The organism is Pseudomonas cyclaminis (genome assembly GCF_015163715.1).
GTDB classification, from domain to species: Bacteria; Pseudomonadota; Gammaproteobacteria; order Pseudomonadales; family Pseudomonadaceae; genus Aquipseudomonas; species Aquipseudomonas cyclaminis.
Genome location: NZ_JADDUM010000137.1, coordinates 1 through 16382 on the forward strand (window position 1 = coordinate 1; position 16382 = coordinate 16382).

The 16382-nt window shown below is 61.7% G+C and carries 7 protein-coding genes and 3 pseudogenes; 5 read left to right on the top strand and 5 right to left on the bottom strand.

Annotation, left to right across the window (positions count from 1 at the left end; translation table 11 throughout):
* Positions 1–33 precede the first annotated feature (33 nt).
* The 4 genes and pseudogenes from ligA to IQK56_RS17330 form a co-directional block, all read right to left on the bottom strand.
* Positions 34–2391 (bottom strand): NAD-dependent DNA ligase LigA, encoded by a 2358-nt coding sequence (gene ligA / locus IQK56_RS17315; RefSeq protein WP_150761594.1) that lies wholly within the window; start codon positions 2389–2391, stop codon positions 34–36.
* Between the two features lie 87 nt (positions 2392–2478).
* Positions 2479–3348, bottom strand: a complete 870-nt coding sequence (gene zipA / locus IQK56_RS17320; protein ID WP_150761593.1) for a cell division protein ZipA — start codon at positions 3346–3348, stop codon at positions 2479–2481.
* Between the two features lie 259 nt (positions 3349–3607).
* Positions 3608–7095 (bottom strand): annotated as a pseudogene (gene smc, locus IQK56_RS17325) (chromosome segregation protein SMC).
* Positions 7096–7097: 2 nt separating this feature from the next.
* The gene (locus IQK56_RS17330) at positions 7098–7757 is read right to left on the bottom strand and encodes a GntR family transcriptional regulator (protein ID WP_099582685.1); all 660 of its coding nucleotides are present in this window, start codon (positions 7755–7757) and stop codon (positions 7098–7100) included.
* A 281-nt stretch (positions 7758–8038) separates the two neighbouring features.
* Here IQK56_RS17330 and xdhA point away from each other — a divergent pair.
* The 4 genes and pseudogenes from xdhA (at position 8039) to guaD (ending at position 14151) form a co-directional block, all read left to right on the top strand.
* Positions 8039–9486 (top strand): annotated as a pseudogene (gene xdhA, locus IQK56_RS17335) (xanthine dehydrogenase small subunit).
* Entirely contained in the window at positions 9479–11878 is a 2400-nt protein-coding gene (gene xdhB / locus IQK56_RS17340; protein ID WP_193901764.1) for a xanthine dehydrogenase molybdopterin binding subunit, read from the top strand. The pseudogene xdhA and the gene xdhB overlap by 8 nt, the downstream one beginning before the upstream one ends.
* A 118-nt stretch (positions 11879–11996) precedes the next feature.
* Positions 11997–12839: a xanthine dehydrogenase accessory protein XdhC gene (xdhC, locus tag IQK56_RS17345; protein ID WP_122306686.1), complete on the top strand. Its 843-nt coding sequence runs from the start codon at positions 11997–11999 to the stop codon at positions 12837–12839.
* 7 nt (positions 12840–12846) lie between these two features.
* Complete coding sequence (gene guaD, locus IQK56_RS17350; RefSeq protein ID WP_193863359.1) at positions 12847–14151, top strand: guanine deaminase; 1305 nt, start codon at positions 12847–12849, stop codon at positions 14149–14151.
* A 45-nt stretch (positions 14152–14196) separates the two neighbouring features.
* On the opposite strand, the gene IQK56_RS17355 is transcribed toward guaD, so the two are convergent.
* Positions 14197–14961, bottom strand: a complete 765-nt coding sequence (locus IQK56_RS17355) for a GntR family transcriptional regulator (protein WP_193863357.1) — start codon at positions 14959–14961, stop codon at positions 14197–14199.
* A gap of 226 nt (positions 14962–15187) precedes the next feature.
* Between IQK56_RS17355 and IQK56_RS17360 the strand changes: the two are divergent.
* Positions 15188–16377 (top strand): annotated as a pseudogene (locus IQK56_RS17360) (benzoate/H(+) symporter BenE family transporter).
* Positions 16378–16382: the final 5 nt, after the last annotated feature.

Sequence of the window (16382 nt, forward strand, 5' to 3'; positions counted from 1 at the left end):
GGCAAGCCCGCTCACTACGGAAACCATGCCGCGTCAGACGGTGATGTTGTGCCTGGCCAGGAAGGCTACGAAGGCTTCTTCGTCCAGCACCTTGAGGCCCAGCTCGCTGGCCTTGGCCAACTTCGAACCCGCGCCCGGCCCCGCCACCACGCAGTGGGTTTTCGCCGAGACGGAACCGGCCACCTTGGCGCCGAGGCTTTCGAGTTTTTCCTTGGCCACGTCGCGGCTCATCAGCTCCAGGGAGCCGGTGAGGACCCAGGTGTGTCCAGCCTCCGGCAAACCTTCGACGACCTTTTTCTCGCTTTGCCAGTGCATGCCGAAGTCCTTGAGCTGCTGCTCGATGGCCAGGGCATGGTTCGCGTTGTCCGGGTTGTCGAAGAAGTCGCGCACAGCCTTGGCCTGCTTCTCGGGCAGCGCCTGGCGCATGTCCAGCCAGTCGGCCTTGATCACGCCCTCCAGGGTGCCGAACTTGTCCGCCAGTTTCTGCGCGGCGCCAGGGCCCACGGACGGTACGTGCAGTTTGTCGAGCAAGCCGCCCAGTGTGGTGCTGGCGGCGAACTCGGCACTGAGGTCGCCCTGATCCTGCAATTGCAGGCCACACTCGTCCGGCGACAGCAATGCGCCGATCACCTGCTGGTTGTGACTGTCTTCAAAGAAGCTGTGGATCTCGTGCGCCACTTCCAGGCCCACGTCAGGCAAGTACGTGAGCACTTCCGGCAAGGCCTGCTGCACGCGCTCCAGAGAAGCCAGGGAGCGCGCCAGCACCTTGGCGGTCTCCTCGCCCACGTCGGGGATGCCCAGGGCGTAGATAAAGCGCGCCAGAGTCGGCGCCTTGCTGTTTTCGATGGCGGCGATCAGCTTCTTGCTGGAAATATCGGCGAAGCCTTCCAGGTCGATGATCTGCTCGTACTTGAGCTTGTAGAGGTCGGCTGGCGAACCGATGAGTTTTTCATCCACCAGCTGCTCGATGGTCTTGTCGCCCAGGCCGTCAATGTCCATGGCCCGGCGCGAGACGAAATGAATGATCGCCTGCTTGAGCTGCGCCCCACAGGCCAGGCGCCCGACGCAGCGGTACACCGCGCCTTCACTGATGGTTTCCTTGCCCTTGCTGCGCTTGACCAGTTGCGTGCGCTCCACGTGGGAGCCGCACACCGGGCAACGCTCGGGGATCGGCACCGCGCGGGCATCGGCCGGACGGCGCTCAAGCACCACGGACACCACTTGCGGGATCACATCACCGGCGCGGCGGATGATCACCGTATCGCCGATCATCACACCCAGGCGCGCCACTTCGTCCATGTTGTGCAAAGTGGCGTTGGACACGGTCACACCGGCGACCTTGACCGGCTTCAGGCGTGCCACCGGGGTGACGGCACCGGTGCGGCCGACCTGGAATTCCACGTCGAGCAACTCGGTGAGTTCTTCCAGGGCCGGGAATTTATGGGCGATGGCCCAGCGCGGTTCACGGGCACGGAAACCCAGCTCACGCTGGGCAGCAATGCTGTTGACCTTGAAGACAACGCCGTCGATTTCATAGGGCAGGCTGTTACGCCGCTCGCCGATATCCCGGTAGTAGTCGAGGCAGTCCTGAATACCCTTGGCCAGCTTCAACTCGTGGCTGATCGGCATGCCCCATTTCTGCAACTGTTGCAGGTTGCCAATATGGGTGTCGCTGATGTCCGTGGTGACGCCATAGCAGCAGAATTCCAGGGGGCGGCTGGCGGTGATCTTCGAATCCAACTGACGCAGGCTGCCGGCGGCGGCGTTGCGCGGGTTGGCGAAGGTCTTGCCCCCCACTTCCAGCTGCGAGGCATTGAGCCGCTCGAAACCGGCCTTGGACATGAACACTTCGCCGCGCACTTCCAGGGTCGCCGGCCAGCCGGTGCCATGCAGCTTCAGCGGGATGTTGCGCACCGTGCGCACGTTGACGCTGATGTCCTCGCCCGTGGTGCCATCGCCACGGGTGGCGCCGCGTACCAGCTCGCCATCCTGATACAGCAGGCTGACCGCCAGGCCGTCCAGCTTGGGTTCACAGCTGTATTCCACCTCGGCACCGGCGCCAAACAGGTCGCCCACCGGCAGGTCGAGACCCTCGGTGACCCGGCGATCAAACTCCAGCATGGTGGTTTCATCAAAGGCGTTGCCCAGGCTGAGCATCGGAATCTCGTGCTTGACCTGAGTGAACGCCGACAACGCAGCGCTGCCGACCCGCTGCGTCGGCGAATCCCGCGTGACCAGGTCCGGATGCTCGGCTTCCAGGGCCTTGAGCTCGTGGAACAGCCGGTCGTACTCGGCGTCCGGAATGCTCGGCTCGTCGAGGACGTGGTAACGGTAGTTGTGCTGATCCAGTTCAGCGCGCAGTTCGAGGATGCGGGTATGGGCGGCGGTCATGGGTGTTCTCTCATAAAGCAAAAGAGCAGCCGAAGCTGCTCAATATGTTAGTGCACGGATTCTACAGACAACGCTTAAGATCGAACCTCAGCGTTTCTGTGTCAGGGCGCGACGCTCGAACTCGACGATGCGCTGACGGTAGTGTTCGATGGTCTGGGCAGTCAGGACGCTGCGTTGGTCGTCCTTGAGCTCGCCATTGAGTTCCTGGGACAGCTTGCGGGCTGCGGCCACCATCACGTCGAACGCTTGTTTCGGGTGACGCGGGCCTGGCAGGCCAAGGAAGAAGCTCACCGCCGGCGTGCTGAACAGGTCGATGTCGTCCAGATCGAAAGTGCCCGGCTTGACCGCGTTGGCCATGGAGAACAGCACTTCGCCGTTGCCGGCCATGCTTTCGTGCCGGTGGAAGATATCCATCTCGCCAAAACGCAGGCCGCTTTCGAGGATGTTCTGCAACAGCGCGGGGCCTTTGAAGCCGGCGGCGTCGCGGCAGATCACGCTGATCACCAGGACTTCTTCGGCGGCCGGCTGATCATTGACCGACTGGCGTGCGGCGCTGCTGGTCTTGCCGACGTTTTCGTCCGGGAAATCATCGTCGCGGCTGCTGAAGCTCGGGCCTTCGTCGACGTCGAGGTTCAGGTCACCCTGATGGGGCTCGGCCACACCGGCGTTGGCACGTTTGCCACGCTTGGAAGACGGTTCCCGGGCTTCACGCAACGGCGCGCTCATCGACGGCAAGTCGTGTTCGTCCAGTTGCGGCTCTTTATGGGTATCCAGCACACGGGGCGGCCCCAGCAGCTCGGCGCTGCCGTCGTCATCGGGCAAGTTGGACAGGTTGCGGTCCAGACGGAACTTGAGCTTGCCCTTGCCACCGCGCATGCGGCGCCAGCCATCAAAAAGAATACCGGCAATGACAATAATGCCGATGACGATCAGCCACTCGCGCAGACCGATTTCCATGTAATCCCGTGCCTCTAATAAAAAATGCTGAAAAATAAGGGGTTTAGCACCGTGCAAACCGCTTTAAAACGTGGCGCCAACTCTATGTTCTGACTGACGTTTTGCCCACGCACACGAAAAATTGACATTAAACTAGCACGACCAAAGATAACTTTACACCGTCTGTCAAAATGCCTTGAACAAATATGTCCATTTGCCACTTTCCCTAGACCAGTAAATCACCCTTCAACGCGCTGAAAACTTTCTGTGAAGGCGTAACTCAAGATTCCACCATCGCCATCGCTTCTTCGACATCCACCGCGACCAAACGCGAACAGCCCGGTTCATGCATCGTCACCCCCATCAACTGATCAGCCATTTCCATGGCGATCTTGTTGTGGGTGATATAGATGAACTGCACGGTCTGGGACATCTCTTTGACCAGTCGTGCGTAGCGTCCAACGTTAGCGTCATCCAACGGTGCGTCAACTTCGTCGAGCATGCAGAAGGCGCCGGGTTCAACTTGAAGATGGCAAATACCAGGGCCAATGCGGTCAGGGCTTTTTCGCCGCCGGACAACAAATGGATGGTGCTGTTCTTCTTGCCCGGAGGCCGCGCCATGATCGTTACCCCTGTATCGAGTAGATCTTCGCCCGTCAGTTCCAAGTAAGCGCTGCCACCGCCGAAAACTTTTGGGAATAACGCCTGTAAACCGCTATTAATCTGATCAAAGGTATCTTTGAAGCGGTTACGGGTTTCCTTGTCGATCTTGCGGATCACGTTTTCCAGGGTGTCCAGGGCTTCGACCAGATCAGCGTCCTGGGCATCCAGATAACGTTTACGCTCGGACTGCTGCTGATATTCATCGATGGCCGCGAGGTTGATCGCGCCCAGGCGCTGGATACGTGCAGCAATGCGCTCAAGTTCCTCTTCAGCGTCTTTCTCGTTGGCCTGGGCGGTCAGGGTGTTGAGCACGCCGTGCAGGTCGTAGCCGTCTTCCAGCAACTGGTCTTGCAGGGTTTTGCGGCGCACGGTCAGGGCTTGCCATTCCATGCGCTGTTGTTCGAGCTGGCCGCGGATCAGTTGGGATTGCTGCTCGGCCTGGGTCCGACGCTTTTCCGCATCGCGCAATTCGCGGTCGGCGTCTTCCAGGGCGATCTGCGCGGTCTTGAGTTCTTCGTCGACGGTCATGCGCTTGTCGAGCAACTCTTCGAGCTTGAGGCGCAGCTCTTCCAGCGGCGCCTCGCCCTCCTCCAGATTAAGGCTCAATTGCTCGCGCTTTTCGGTGAGGCGTTCGGATTGCATCTCCAGGCGCTCAAGGGCCTGGCGTGTCGAATCGTGCTGGGCACGCAGCGAGCCGAGGCGTACCGCCAGTTGGTGCGCGTGATCCTTGTGCTGCCGGGCTTCCTGGCGCACGCGGTCAAGGCGTTCGCGCAGGCTGTCGCGCTGGGCCAACAGCAGTTCGCGCTGCTCGGTGTCGAGGGCCATGCTGTCGAGGGCTTCCTGCAAGTGCAGGCGCGCTTCGCCGATCTGTTCGTGTTCCAGGGCGCGTTGCTCGCCCATCTCGGCGACTTCTTCATCAAGACGGGTGCGGCGCAGGGTCAGTTGCTCGGCTTTGGCTTTGCTCGCCGACAGTTGCGCCTTGAGTTCGCCTTGCTGGCGCGCCTCGTCCTGCAATAGACGGCGCAGGTGTTCGCGGCCGGTCTCTTGCTGGCGCTGGGTGGCGCGCAGGGTCTGCAATTCAGTTTCCAGGCGCTCGAGGGTGGCTTCGCGCTCTTCGCGCTCGGCGATCAGGCTGACGATTTCCTGACCACGGGCCAGAACACCGCTCTCTGCTTCACTGGCGCGGCGCACCCGCAAAAAGTGCCGGCCGACCCAGTAGCCATCGCGGCTGATCAGGCTTTCGCCGGCCGCCAACTGACCGCGCTGGGCCAGGGCCTGCTCCAGGGAATCCACCGGTTTGACCTGACCCAGCCATGGCGACAGGTCAATCGCCGCCTCGACCTTATCCAGCAGGCTGCCCGGCACACGCGTGCCATCGGCGGCGGGGCTGAGCAATCGCAGATCGCCCTGGGCGAACCCGGCCAGGTCAAAACCGCCGAAGTCATCCACCAGCACTGCTTGCAGATCGGCACCGAGCACGGTTTCCACCGCCAGTTCCCAACCGGCTTCGACCTTCAGGCCTTCCGCCAGGCGTGGGCGCTCGGCCAGATGCTGCTCGCGCAGCCATTCGGCGGTGCCGGTGCCTGGGTCCAGCGCGGCTTGCTGCAGGGCTTCAAGGGACGCCAGCCGTCCGTTGAGCCGTTGCAAATCGCCCTGGGCCTGTTGCTGCGCCTGGGTCGCCTGTTGCAGCTGCTGACGCAATTGCTCCAGGCGCTCCACTTGCTGTTCTTCACTGGCTTCCAGCTCTTCGAGGGTCATCTCGCTTTCGGCGAGCTGCTCGCTGAGGTCCATGATCGCCGCGTCTTCCGGGTCGGCGGCGAGCAGCACACGCTCTTCCTGCAGACGACGCTGACGCTCGGCCAGGCGCTCCATGCTGGTCTCCAGTTGCTGGATGCGCGACTGCTGCACCTCGGCCTGGCGACGCGGTTCGGCCGATTGCAGGTTGAAAGCGTCCCACTGCTCCTGCCAGCCGTGCATGGTGGTTTCGGATTCTTCCAGTGCGGCGGCGGCCTCTTCGGCGGCGGCGCTGGTGATTTCCTGCTCGGGGGTGAGCATGTCCAGCTCTTCGCCCAGCGTCAGCAGCAAAGTGCGGTCGTGGCCCAGGTGGGATTCAGTCTCCAGGCGCGCGCGTTCGGCTTCCTTGAGATCATCCTGCAACTGGCGCAGGCGCTGCTGGCCGTGCTGGATGCTTTGCTCGACGCGGGCGATATCGCCGCCCACCGAATAGAAGCGGCCTTGCACCAGATTGAAGCGTTCGGACAGATCATGGTGCCCGTCGCGCAGGCGCTCGATGCTCGCGTCTGCGTTGCGCTGCTCGGCCACCAGTGCTTCGAAACTGATTTCCTGGGTGCCGATGATCGCTTCACGCTGCCCCACTTGCTCATTCAGCGCCTGCCAGCGCAGGGCCGAGAGTTGCGCCTTGAGCTGGCGTTCTTCGCCTTTGTATTCCTGATACTTTTCGGCCGCCTGGGCCTGGCGGTGCAGGCGTTCCAGCTGACGCTCCAGCTCATCACGCAGGTCGGTGAGGCGGGCGAGGTTTTCATGGGTACGGCGGATGCGGTTTTCGGTCTCGCGGCGGCGCTCCTTGTACTTGGAGATGCCGGCCGCTTCTTCGATAAAGTTACGCAAATCTTCGGGCTTGGCTTCGATCAGCTTGGAGATCATGCCCTGCTCGATGATCGAGTAGCTGCGTGGGCCCAGGCCGGTGCCGAGGAAGATATCGGTGATGTCGCGTCGACGGCACTTGGTGCCGTTGAGGAAGTAGCTGTTCTGGCTGTCACGCGTGACTTTGCGGCGGATGGAGATTTCCGCGTAGGCCGCGTATTCGCCAATCAGGGTGCCGTCGGAGTTATCGAACACCAGCTCGATACTGGCCTGGCTCACCGGCTTGCGGCTGGTGGAGCCGTTGAAGATGACGTCGGTCATCGACTCGCCGCGCAGGTTTTTGGCCGAGCTCTCGCCCATCACCCAACGTACGGCGTCGATGATGTTCGACTTGCCGCAACCATTGGGCCCGACCACCGCCGCCATGTTACTGGGGAAGTTCACCGTGGTCGGGTCGACGAAGGATTTGAACCCCGCCAGCTTGATGCACTTGAGCCGCACGCTTAGGCGTCCGCCAACGCTGCGATGACCAGCGAGCTGCTGCGCTGGCAGTAAGCCGACAGCACCTGGCGAATCTGCGGCACGTCACGGGCCAGTACGGCGGCGAGCAGTTGCTCGAACAGCGCCAGGTACTCGCTCATGGACGCCTTGCGCTGATCCAGGGCCAGGTAATAGGCGCGGTTCATCGCCGGTTGCAGGTTCTCGACGGTTTCCTGCAGGTACGGGTTATTGGCAAAGGGGTACGCGGCGCGCATCACGTTGAAGCATTCTTCGACGAAGGCGCGGATGTCCTCACGCTCGAAATTGGTCACCAGGCGCTGTTGGATCTGCACGAACGGCGCCATGTCGGCCTGGGTCTGCCAGCCTTCAGCGACGGCATTGCCGAGCAGGATGTACAGCTCGCTCATCAGCGTGCACAGGCTCTGGACCTTGTGTGCGGTGAGTTCGGTCACGTGGGCACCACGGCGCGGCAGGATCGCGATGAGGTGGCGCCGTTCGAGGATCAGCAAGGCTTCGCGCACGGACCCACGGCTGACATTCAGCGCCAGCGTGACTTTCTGTTCCTGGATGCGTTCCCCAGGCTTGAGATCGCCGCGAATGATGCGTTCGGCGAGGTGGTGAGCGATTTGCTCGGCGAGACTGTCCGGCGCCTTGAACGTCATGTTTTCCCTTCAAAATCTTCTATCGGTACAAGCGCGGCAGTGTAGCGCATTGGCTGGCTGATGGCGCTACGCCCACCGTGGCGAATTTGGCATGAAACAAGCAGCGGTTGAGCAGCGCCAGCCCGCAAAAAACGCCGGTTCTAGAAGACTGGACCATAATTGAATGTGTTGTGATCGCATTTTCTTGACCCTTAGGTCAGAAAACCATTGACCGAAAAGTCAGACATGACTAGATTCGGCGCAAAGCGGTTAACAACAATAATGAGTCTGCGAGGCCTTCCGTGATCCAGTTTTTACTCAACCAGGAACTCCGTAACGAGCACGCCCTGGACCCCAACCTGACCGTGCTCAACTATCTGCGCGAGCACGTGGGCAAATCCGGTACCAAGGAAGGCTGCGCCAGCGGCGACTGTGGTGCGTGCACCGTGGTGGTCGGCGAGTTGCATCGCGACGATCAAGGCGTCGAGCAGATTCGTTACCGCAGCCTTAACTCGTGCCTGACCTTTGTGTCGTCGCTGCACGGCAAGCAACTGATCAGTGTCGAAGACCTCAAGCACCAGGGCCAACTGCACAGCGTGCAGCAGGCCATGGTCGAGTGCCACGGTTCGCAGTGCGGCTTTTGCACTCCCGGGTTTGTGATGTCGCTGTTCGCCCTGCAAAAGAACAGCGCGCCCCAGACAGCCAAAAAGCCCACGAAGCCCTGGCCGGCAACCTGTGCCGCTGCACCGGCTACCGTCCGATTCTGGCCGCCGCCGAACAGGCCTGCTGCAACAAACCCGTGGATCAGTTCGACAGCCGCCAGGCCGAGACCATCGCGCGCCTCAAAGCCATTGCGCCGACCCAGACCGGCGAACTCAACAGCGGCGACAAACGCTGCCTGGTGCCACTGACCGTGGCCGACCTGGCCGACCTCTATGACGCCTACCCCCAGGCCCGCCTGCTGGCCGGCGGCACCGACCTGGCGCTGGAAGTCACCCAGTTCCATCGCACGCTGCCGGTGATGATCTATGTCGGCAACATTGAAGAAATGAAGCGCATCGAAGCCTTCGACGACCGCCTGGAAATCGGCGCCGCCACCGCCCTGTCCGACTGCTACACCGCGCTGCACCACGAATACCCGGACTTCGGCGAGTTGCTGCACCGCTTCGCGTCCCTGCAAATCCGCAACCAGGGCACCTTGGGGGGCAATATCGGCAACGCCTCGCCCATCGGCGATTCGCCGCCGCTGCTGATCGCCCTCGGCGCGCAGATCGTGCTGTGCAAAGGCGATGTGCGCCGCACCCTGGCCCTGGAAGACTACTTCATCGATTACCGCGTGACCGCACGTCAGGACAGCGAATTCATCGAGAAAATCATCGTGCCGAAGGGCCACGCGCTGTTCCGGGCGTACAAGGTTTCCAAGCGCCTGGACGATGATATTTCCGCCGTGTGCGCAGCCTTCAACCTGAAGCTCGACAACGGTGTGATCCGCGAAGCACGCGTGGCCTTCGGCGGTATGGCCGCCACGCCAAAACGTGCCAAGAGCTGCGAAGCCGCATTGGTCGGCGCCACCTGGAACGCTGCCACCGTGGAAAAAGCCTGCGCCGCCCTGGCCGAGGATTTCACCCCGCTGTCGGACTTCCGCGCCAGCAAGGAATACCGCCTGCTCAGCGCGCAGAACCTGCTGCGCAAATACTTCATTGAGCTGCAAACGCCGCACATCGAGACTCGGGTGACCGCTTATGTCTAACCATCACACCGTGGAAAAAACCCAGGCCGAACTCGCCGCGCTGTTCGCCCAGGACCTGACCTCCGGAGTCGGTCGCAGCGTCAAGCATGACAGCGCCGCCAAGCACGTCAGCGGTGAGGCGCAGTACATCGATGACCGCCTGGAATTCCCCAACCAGTTGCACCTGTATGCGCGCATGTCCGACCGCGCCCACGCCCGAATCATCAGCATCGACACCGCGCCCTGCTACGCCTTCGAAGGCGTGCGCATCGCCATCACCCACGAAGACGTGCCGGGCCTGAAAGACATCGGCCCGCTGATGCCCGGCGACCCGCTGCTGGCCATCGACACGGTGCAGTTTGTCGGCCAAGTGGTGCTCGCCGTAGCCGCCCGGGATTTGGACACCGCACGCAAGGCCGCCATGGCCGCCGTGATCGAATACGAAGACCTGGAGCCGGTGCTGGATGTGGTCGAGGCGTACCGCAACAAACACTTCGTGCTCGACAGCCACACACACCAGCGCGGCGATTCGGCCGGCGCACTGGCCACGGCGAAAAACCGTATCCAGGGCACCCTGCACATCGGTGGCCAGGAGCACTTCTACCTGGAAACCCAGATTTCCTCGGTGATGCCCACCGAAGACGGCGGCATGATCGTCTACTGCTCCACGCAAAACCCCACCGAAGTGCAGAAACTGGTGGCCGAAGTGCTGGATGTGTCGATGAACAAAATCGTCGTCGACATGCGCCGCATGGGCGGTGGTTTCGGCGGCAAGGAAACCCAGGCCGCGAGCCCGGCGTGCCTGTGTGCCGTCGTGGCGCGCCTTACCGGCCAGCCGACCAAGATGCGCCTGCCGCGCGTGGAAGACATGCTGATGACCGGCAAGCGCCACCCCTTCTATATCGAATACGACGTGGGCTTCGACGACAGCGGCCGCCTGCATGGGATCAACCTGGAGCTGGCCGGTAACTGCGGCTGCTCGCCGGACCTGTCCAACTCGATTGTCGACCGAGCCATGTTCCACGCCGACAACTCGTATTACCTGGGCGACGCCACGGTCAATGGCCATCGCTGCAAGACCAACACCGCGTCCAACACCGCCTACCGTGGTTTCGGCGGTCCCCAGGGCATGGTCGCCATCGAAGAAGTGATGGACGCCATCGCCCGCCATCTGGCGCTGGACCCGCTGGCGGTGCGCAAGGCCAACTACTACGGCAAGACCGAGCGCAACGTCACCCACTACTACCAGACTGTCGAGCACAACATGCTCGAAGAGATGACCGCCGAACTGGAAGCCAGCAGCCAATACGCCGAGCGCCGCGAAGCGATCCGCCTGTACAACGCCCACAGCCCGATCCTGAAAAAAGGCCTGGCACTGACGCCGGTGAAATTCGGCATCTCGTTCACCGCCAGTTTTCTCAACCAGGCCGGTGCGCTGATCCATATCTATACCGACGGCAGCATCCACCTGAACCACGGCGGCACCGAGATGGGCCAGGGTTTGAACATCAAGGTCGCGCAAGTGGTGGCTGAAGTGTTCCAGGTGGAAATCGACCGCGTACAGATCACCGCCACCAACACCGACAAGGTGCCCAACACCTCGCCGACCGCGGCCTCCAGCGGTGCCGACCTGAACGGCAAGGCTGCACAGAATGCCGCCGAAACCATCAAGCAGCGGCTGGTGGAGTTTGCAGCGCGCAAGTACGACGTGAGTGAGGCGGACGTGGAATTCCACAACGGCCATGTGCGCGTGCGCGACCAGATCCTGACCTTTGAGGCGTTGATTCAACAGGCGTATTTCGCCCAGGTCTCGCTGTCGAGCACCGGCTTCTACAAAACCCCGAAAATCTTCTACGACCGCAGCCAGTCACGCGGGCGGCCGTTCTATTACTTCGCATTCGGCGCGGCCTGCTGCGAAGTGATCGTCGACACCCTCACCGGCGAATACAAAATGCTGCGCACCGACATCCTGCATGACGTGGGCGCCTCGCTGAACCCGGCCATCGACATCGGCCAGGTGGAAGGCGGCTTTATCCAGGGCATGGGCTGGCTGACCATGGAAGAGTTGGTGTGGAACAACAAGGGCAAGCTGATGACCAACGGCCCGGCCAGTTACAAGATCCCGGCGGTGGCGGACATGCCGTTGGACCTGCGGGTGAAGCTGGTGGAAAACCGCAAGAACCCGGAAGACACGGTGTTCCATTCCAAGGCTGTGGGTGAGCCGCCGTTCATGCTCGGGATTGCGTCGTGGTGTGCAATCAAGGATGCGGTGGCGAGCCTGGGTGACTATCGCCATCAACCGAAGATTGATGCGCCAGCGACGCCGGAGCGGGTGTTGTGGGGGTGTGAGCAGATGCGCAAGTTGCAGGCGGTCGTGCCGGTTGAAACCGAAACCGAGATGGCTCCGCTTTAGGACCGAGGCGCTGCCATCGGAGGCAAGCCTCCTCCCACATTTTGAGATGTGAATACCATCAAATGTGGGAGGGGGCTTGCCCCCGATGACGGCCTGACAGACACCACAAGAGGTGACTATGAACAACTGGATCAGCGCCCTCGCCGACCTGCAAAACCAGGGCGAACCCTGCGTACTCGTCACCATCATCGAGGAGCTCGGCTCCACGCCGCGCAATGCCGGTTCGAAGATGGTGATCAGCGCCGCGCAGACCTTCGACACCATCGGCGGTGGGCACCTGGAATACAAGGCGATGCAGATCGCCCGGGACATGCTCGTGCGCGGCCAGCAGAACACCCATCTGGAGCGCTTCAGCCTCGGCGCCAGCCTGGGCCAGTGCTGCGGTGGCGTGACCGTGCTGCTGTTCGAACCCATGGGCCAGGTGCAGGCACAGATTGCGGTATTTGGCGCCGGCCACGTAGGCCGCGCACTGGTGCCACTGCTGGCGAGCCTGCCGTGCCGCGTGCGCTGGATCGATTCCCGTGATCAGGAGTTCCCGGAACATATCCCCCAGGGCGTGCGTAAAATCGTCAGCGAAGAACCGGTCGACGAAATAGCCGACTTGCCCGCGGGCAGTTACTGCATCGTCATGACCCACAATCACGCGCTGGACCTGGAACTCACCGCCGCCCTGCTCAAGCGCAACGATTTCGCTTATTTCGGCCTGATCGGCTCCAAGACCAAACGCGTCAAATTCGAACATCGCCTGCGTGACCGTGGCTTCAATGCCGCGCAATTGCAACGCATGCGCTGCCCCATGGGCCTCACTGAGGTGAAGGGCAAATTGCCAGTGGAGATTGCCATCTCCATCGCCGGCGAAATCATCGCCACCTATAACGCCAATTTCGGCCAGCACACCGCGAGCGCCGAACCGATTGCCAAACTGCTGCCGGTGTCACGCCGCAGCCAAGCCACGAATTGAGATCACCATGCCTTTGACTCGCAAAGCCTACCGCGCCGCCATCCTGCACAGCATCGCCGACCCCGCCATCGTTGGGATCGAAGCGTCCTATGAGTATTTCGAAGACGGCCTGCTGGTGATCGACAACGGCCGGATCAGCGCCGTCGGCCATGCTGGCGACCTGCTGCCGACCTTGGCCGCCGACATCGAAGTCACCCATTATCAGGACGCGCTGATCACCCCCGGCCTGATCGACACCCATATCCACCTACCGCAAACCGGCATGGTCGGCGCCTATGGCGAGCAACTGCTGGACTGGCTCAACACCTACACCTTCCCGTGTGAACGCCAATTCGCCGACAAGGCCCACGCCGAGGAAGTCGCGGATATTTTCATCAAGGAACTGCTGCGCAACGGCACCACCACGGCGTTGGTGTTCGGCAGTGTGCATCCGCAGTCGGTGAACTCGTTCTTCGAAGCGGCCGAGAAACTCGACCTGCGCATGATCGCCGGCAAAGTGATGATGGACCGCAACGCGCCGGACTACCTCACCGACACCGCCGAGACCAGCTACCAGGAAAGCAAGGCGCTGATCGAACGCTGGCACGGCAAGGGCCGTCTGCACTATGCCGTCACGCCCCGCTTTGCGCCGACCAGTACGCCGGAACAACTGGCGCTGGCCGGGCAACTGCTGGGGGAATACCCGGACCTGTACATGCAGACTCATATCAGTGAGAACAAGCAGGAAGTCGAGTGGGTTAAAGAGTTGTTCCCGGAACGCAACGGCTATCTGGATGTGTACGACCACTACAAATTACTGGGCGAGCGCTCGGTGTTTGCCCATGGGGTACACCTGTGTGATGACGAGTGCGCACGGTTGGCGGAGACCGGCTCGGCGGTGGCTTTCTGCCCGACGTCGAACCTCTTCCTCGGCAGCGGGTTGTTCAACCTGCCGATGGCCGAAAAGCATCAGTTGAATGTTGGCCTGGGTACGGACGTGGGCGGCGGCACCAGTTTCTCGCTGCTGCAAACGCTGAACGAAGCGTACAAGGTCATGCAGTTGCAGGGTGCGCGGTTGAGCCCGTTCAAGTCACTGTACCTGGCGACACTGGGTGGTGCGCGGGCGCTGCGCCTGGAGGACAAGATCGGTACGTTGCAGCCTGGGACGGATGCGGACTTTTTGGTGCTGGACTACAACGCTACGCCGCTGCTGAGCTATCGCTTGAAGCAGGCGAACAACATCGCCGAGACGTTGTTTGTGCTGATGACCCTGGGAGACGATCGGACGGTGTTGCAGACGTATGCGGCGGGGCAACTGGTGCACCAACGCTAAAACAAATGTGGGAGGGGGCTTGCCCCCTCCCGCATTTGATTGGGTTTACAACTTTATAGAAGAGCGCCCCGGCTTCTTGGTCTGCAACAAATGCGAAAACACTGCATGCAGATCATCCGACGCACTTTCCTCATCGAGGTTGAGCTTGCTGTCGATGTGATCCATGTGATGCATCATCAAATTCACCGCCAGTGTCTCGTCCCGCGCTTCAATCGCGTCGATCAACTGGGTGTGCTCATCGTAGGAGCAGTGCGAGCGGTTGCCGCTTTCGTACTGGGCGATGATCAATGACGTCTGGGACACCAGGCTGCGCTGGAAGCTGATCAGCGGCGCGTTCTTCGCCGCCTCGGCCAGCTTGAGGTGGAATTCGCCGGAGAGGCGGATACCCGCACCGCGATCACCACGGGAGAAACTGTCGCGCTCGTCGTTGACCATCTGGCGCAGCTCGGCCAGTTGTTCGGCGGTAGCATGCTGTACCGCCAACTCCGTGATCGCCCGCTCCACCAGGCGCCGGGCCAGGAATACCTGGCGTGCTTCCTCGACGCTTGGACTCGCCACCACCGCACCGCGATTGGGCCGCAGCAGCACCACGCCTTCATGGGCCAGGCGCGACAGGGCGCGACGAATGATGGTGCGGCTCACGCCGAAGATTTCGCCCAGTGCCTCTTCGCTCAATTTGGTGCCGGGCGCCAGGCGTTGTTCGAGGATGGCCTCGAAGATATGCGCATAGACAATATCGTCCTGGGTTCCGCTGCGACCGGCCTTGCCGGCTCGCGGTTGTTTCTTGAGAGGTTGCAACTGTTCGTTCATGGGCACTCGGGTTTGGAGAACGGCGGCGAATTAACGGTAATACGGCAAGCGAGGGTCGCTGGCAAGTATCACCTAAAAACAGGGCACATTGTACACAACCGAATGCGCCAACACACTGTACGGCTGTTTGCGCCGGCGGCTGTATTGCAATGAGTCGTTACCTTTGAGTTTAGGCTTGAATCTGCGCCTTCACCGGCAAACACCCAGGTAAAAGGAACACCTCTCCATGACCGACGCCACCCAAGCGCCTTTGCGCCCACTGGCCGACACTTCTCCCTCGGCCATCGTCGCAGGCTTTATCGCGATGATGACCGGCTACACCAGCTCATTGGTGCTGATGTTCCAGGCCGGCCAGGCGGCCGGCTTGACCACCGCACAGATTTCCTCGTGGATCTGGGCGATCTCCATCGGCATGGCGGTATGCAGCATCGGCCTGTCCCTGCGCTATCGCACCCCGATCACCATTGCCTGGTCCACGCCGGGCGCGGCGCTGTTGATCACCAGCCTGGGCGGCGTGAGTTATGGCGAGGCCATCGGTGCCTACATCACCTGCGCGGTACTGGTGACGCTCTGCGGGCTGACCGGCAGCTTTGAAAAGCTGGTCAAGCGCATTCCTGCCTCACTGGCGGCAGCCTTGCTGGCGGGGATCCTGTTCAAGATCGGCAGCGAGATTTTCGTCGCGGCGCAGCATCGCACCGGCCTGGTGCTGGGGATGTTCTTCACCTACCTGATCATCAAACGCCTGTCGCCACGGTATGCGGTGCTGGCCGCGCTGGTGATCGGCACCGCGCTGTCAGGGCTGATGGGGTTGCTGGATTTCAGCGGCTTCCACCTGGAAGTGGCGACGCCGGTCTGGACCACGCCGCACTTCTCGCTGGCGGCGACGATCAGCATCGGTATTCCGCTGTTCGTGGTGGCGATGACCTCGCAGAACATGCCTGGCGTCGCGGTACTGCGCGCCGACGGCTATAACGTGCCCGCCTCGCCACTGATCACGGCCACCGGCCTGGCCTCGCTGGTGCTGGCACCGTTCGGCTCCCACGGCATCAACCTGGCGGCGATCAGCGCCGCGATCTGCACCGGGCCCCATGCCCACGAAGACCGCAACAAACGCTACACCGCCGCCGTGTGGTGCGGGGTTTTCTACGGGATTGCAGGCGTGTTCGGCGCCACATTGGCGGCATTGTTCGCAGCACTGCCCAAGGAACTGGTGCTGTCGATTGCGCCTTGGCATTGTTTGGCTCGATCATCAATGGCTTGAGTATCGCCATGAATGAGCCGAAGGAACGGGAAGCGGCGCTGATCACCTTTATGGTCACCGCGTCAGGCTTGACGTTGTTTTCCATCGGGTCGGCGTTCTGGGGGATTGTGGCGGGGGTGTTGACGCTGCTGATTCTGAACTGGCGCAAGGCATAAAAAAA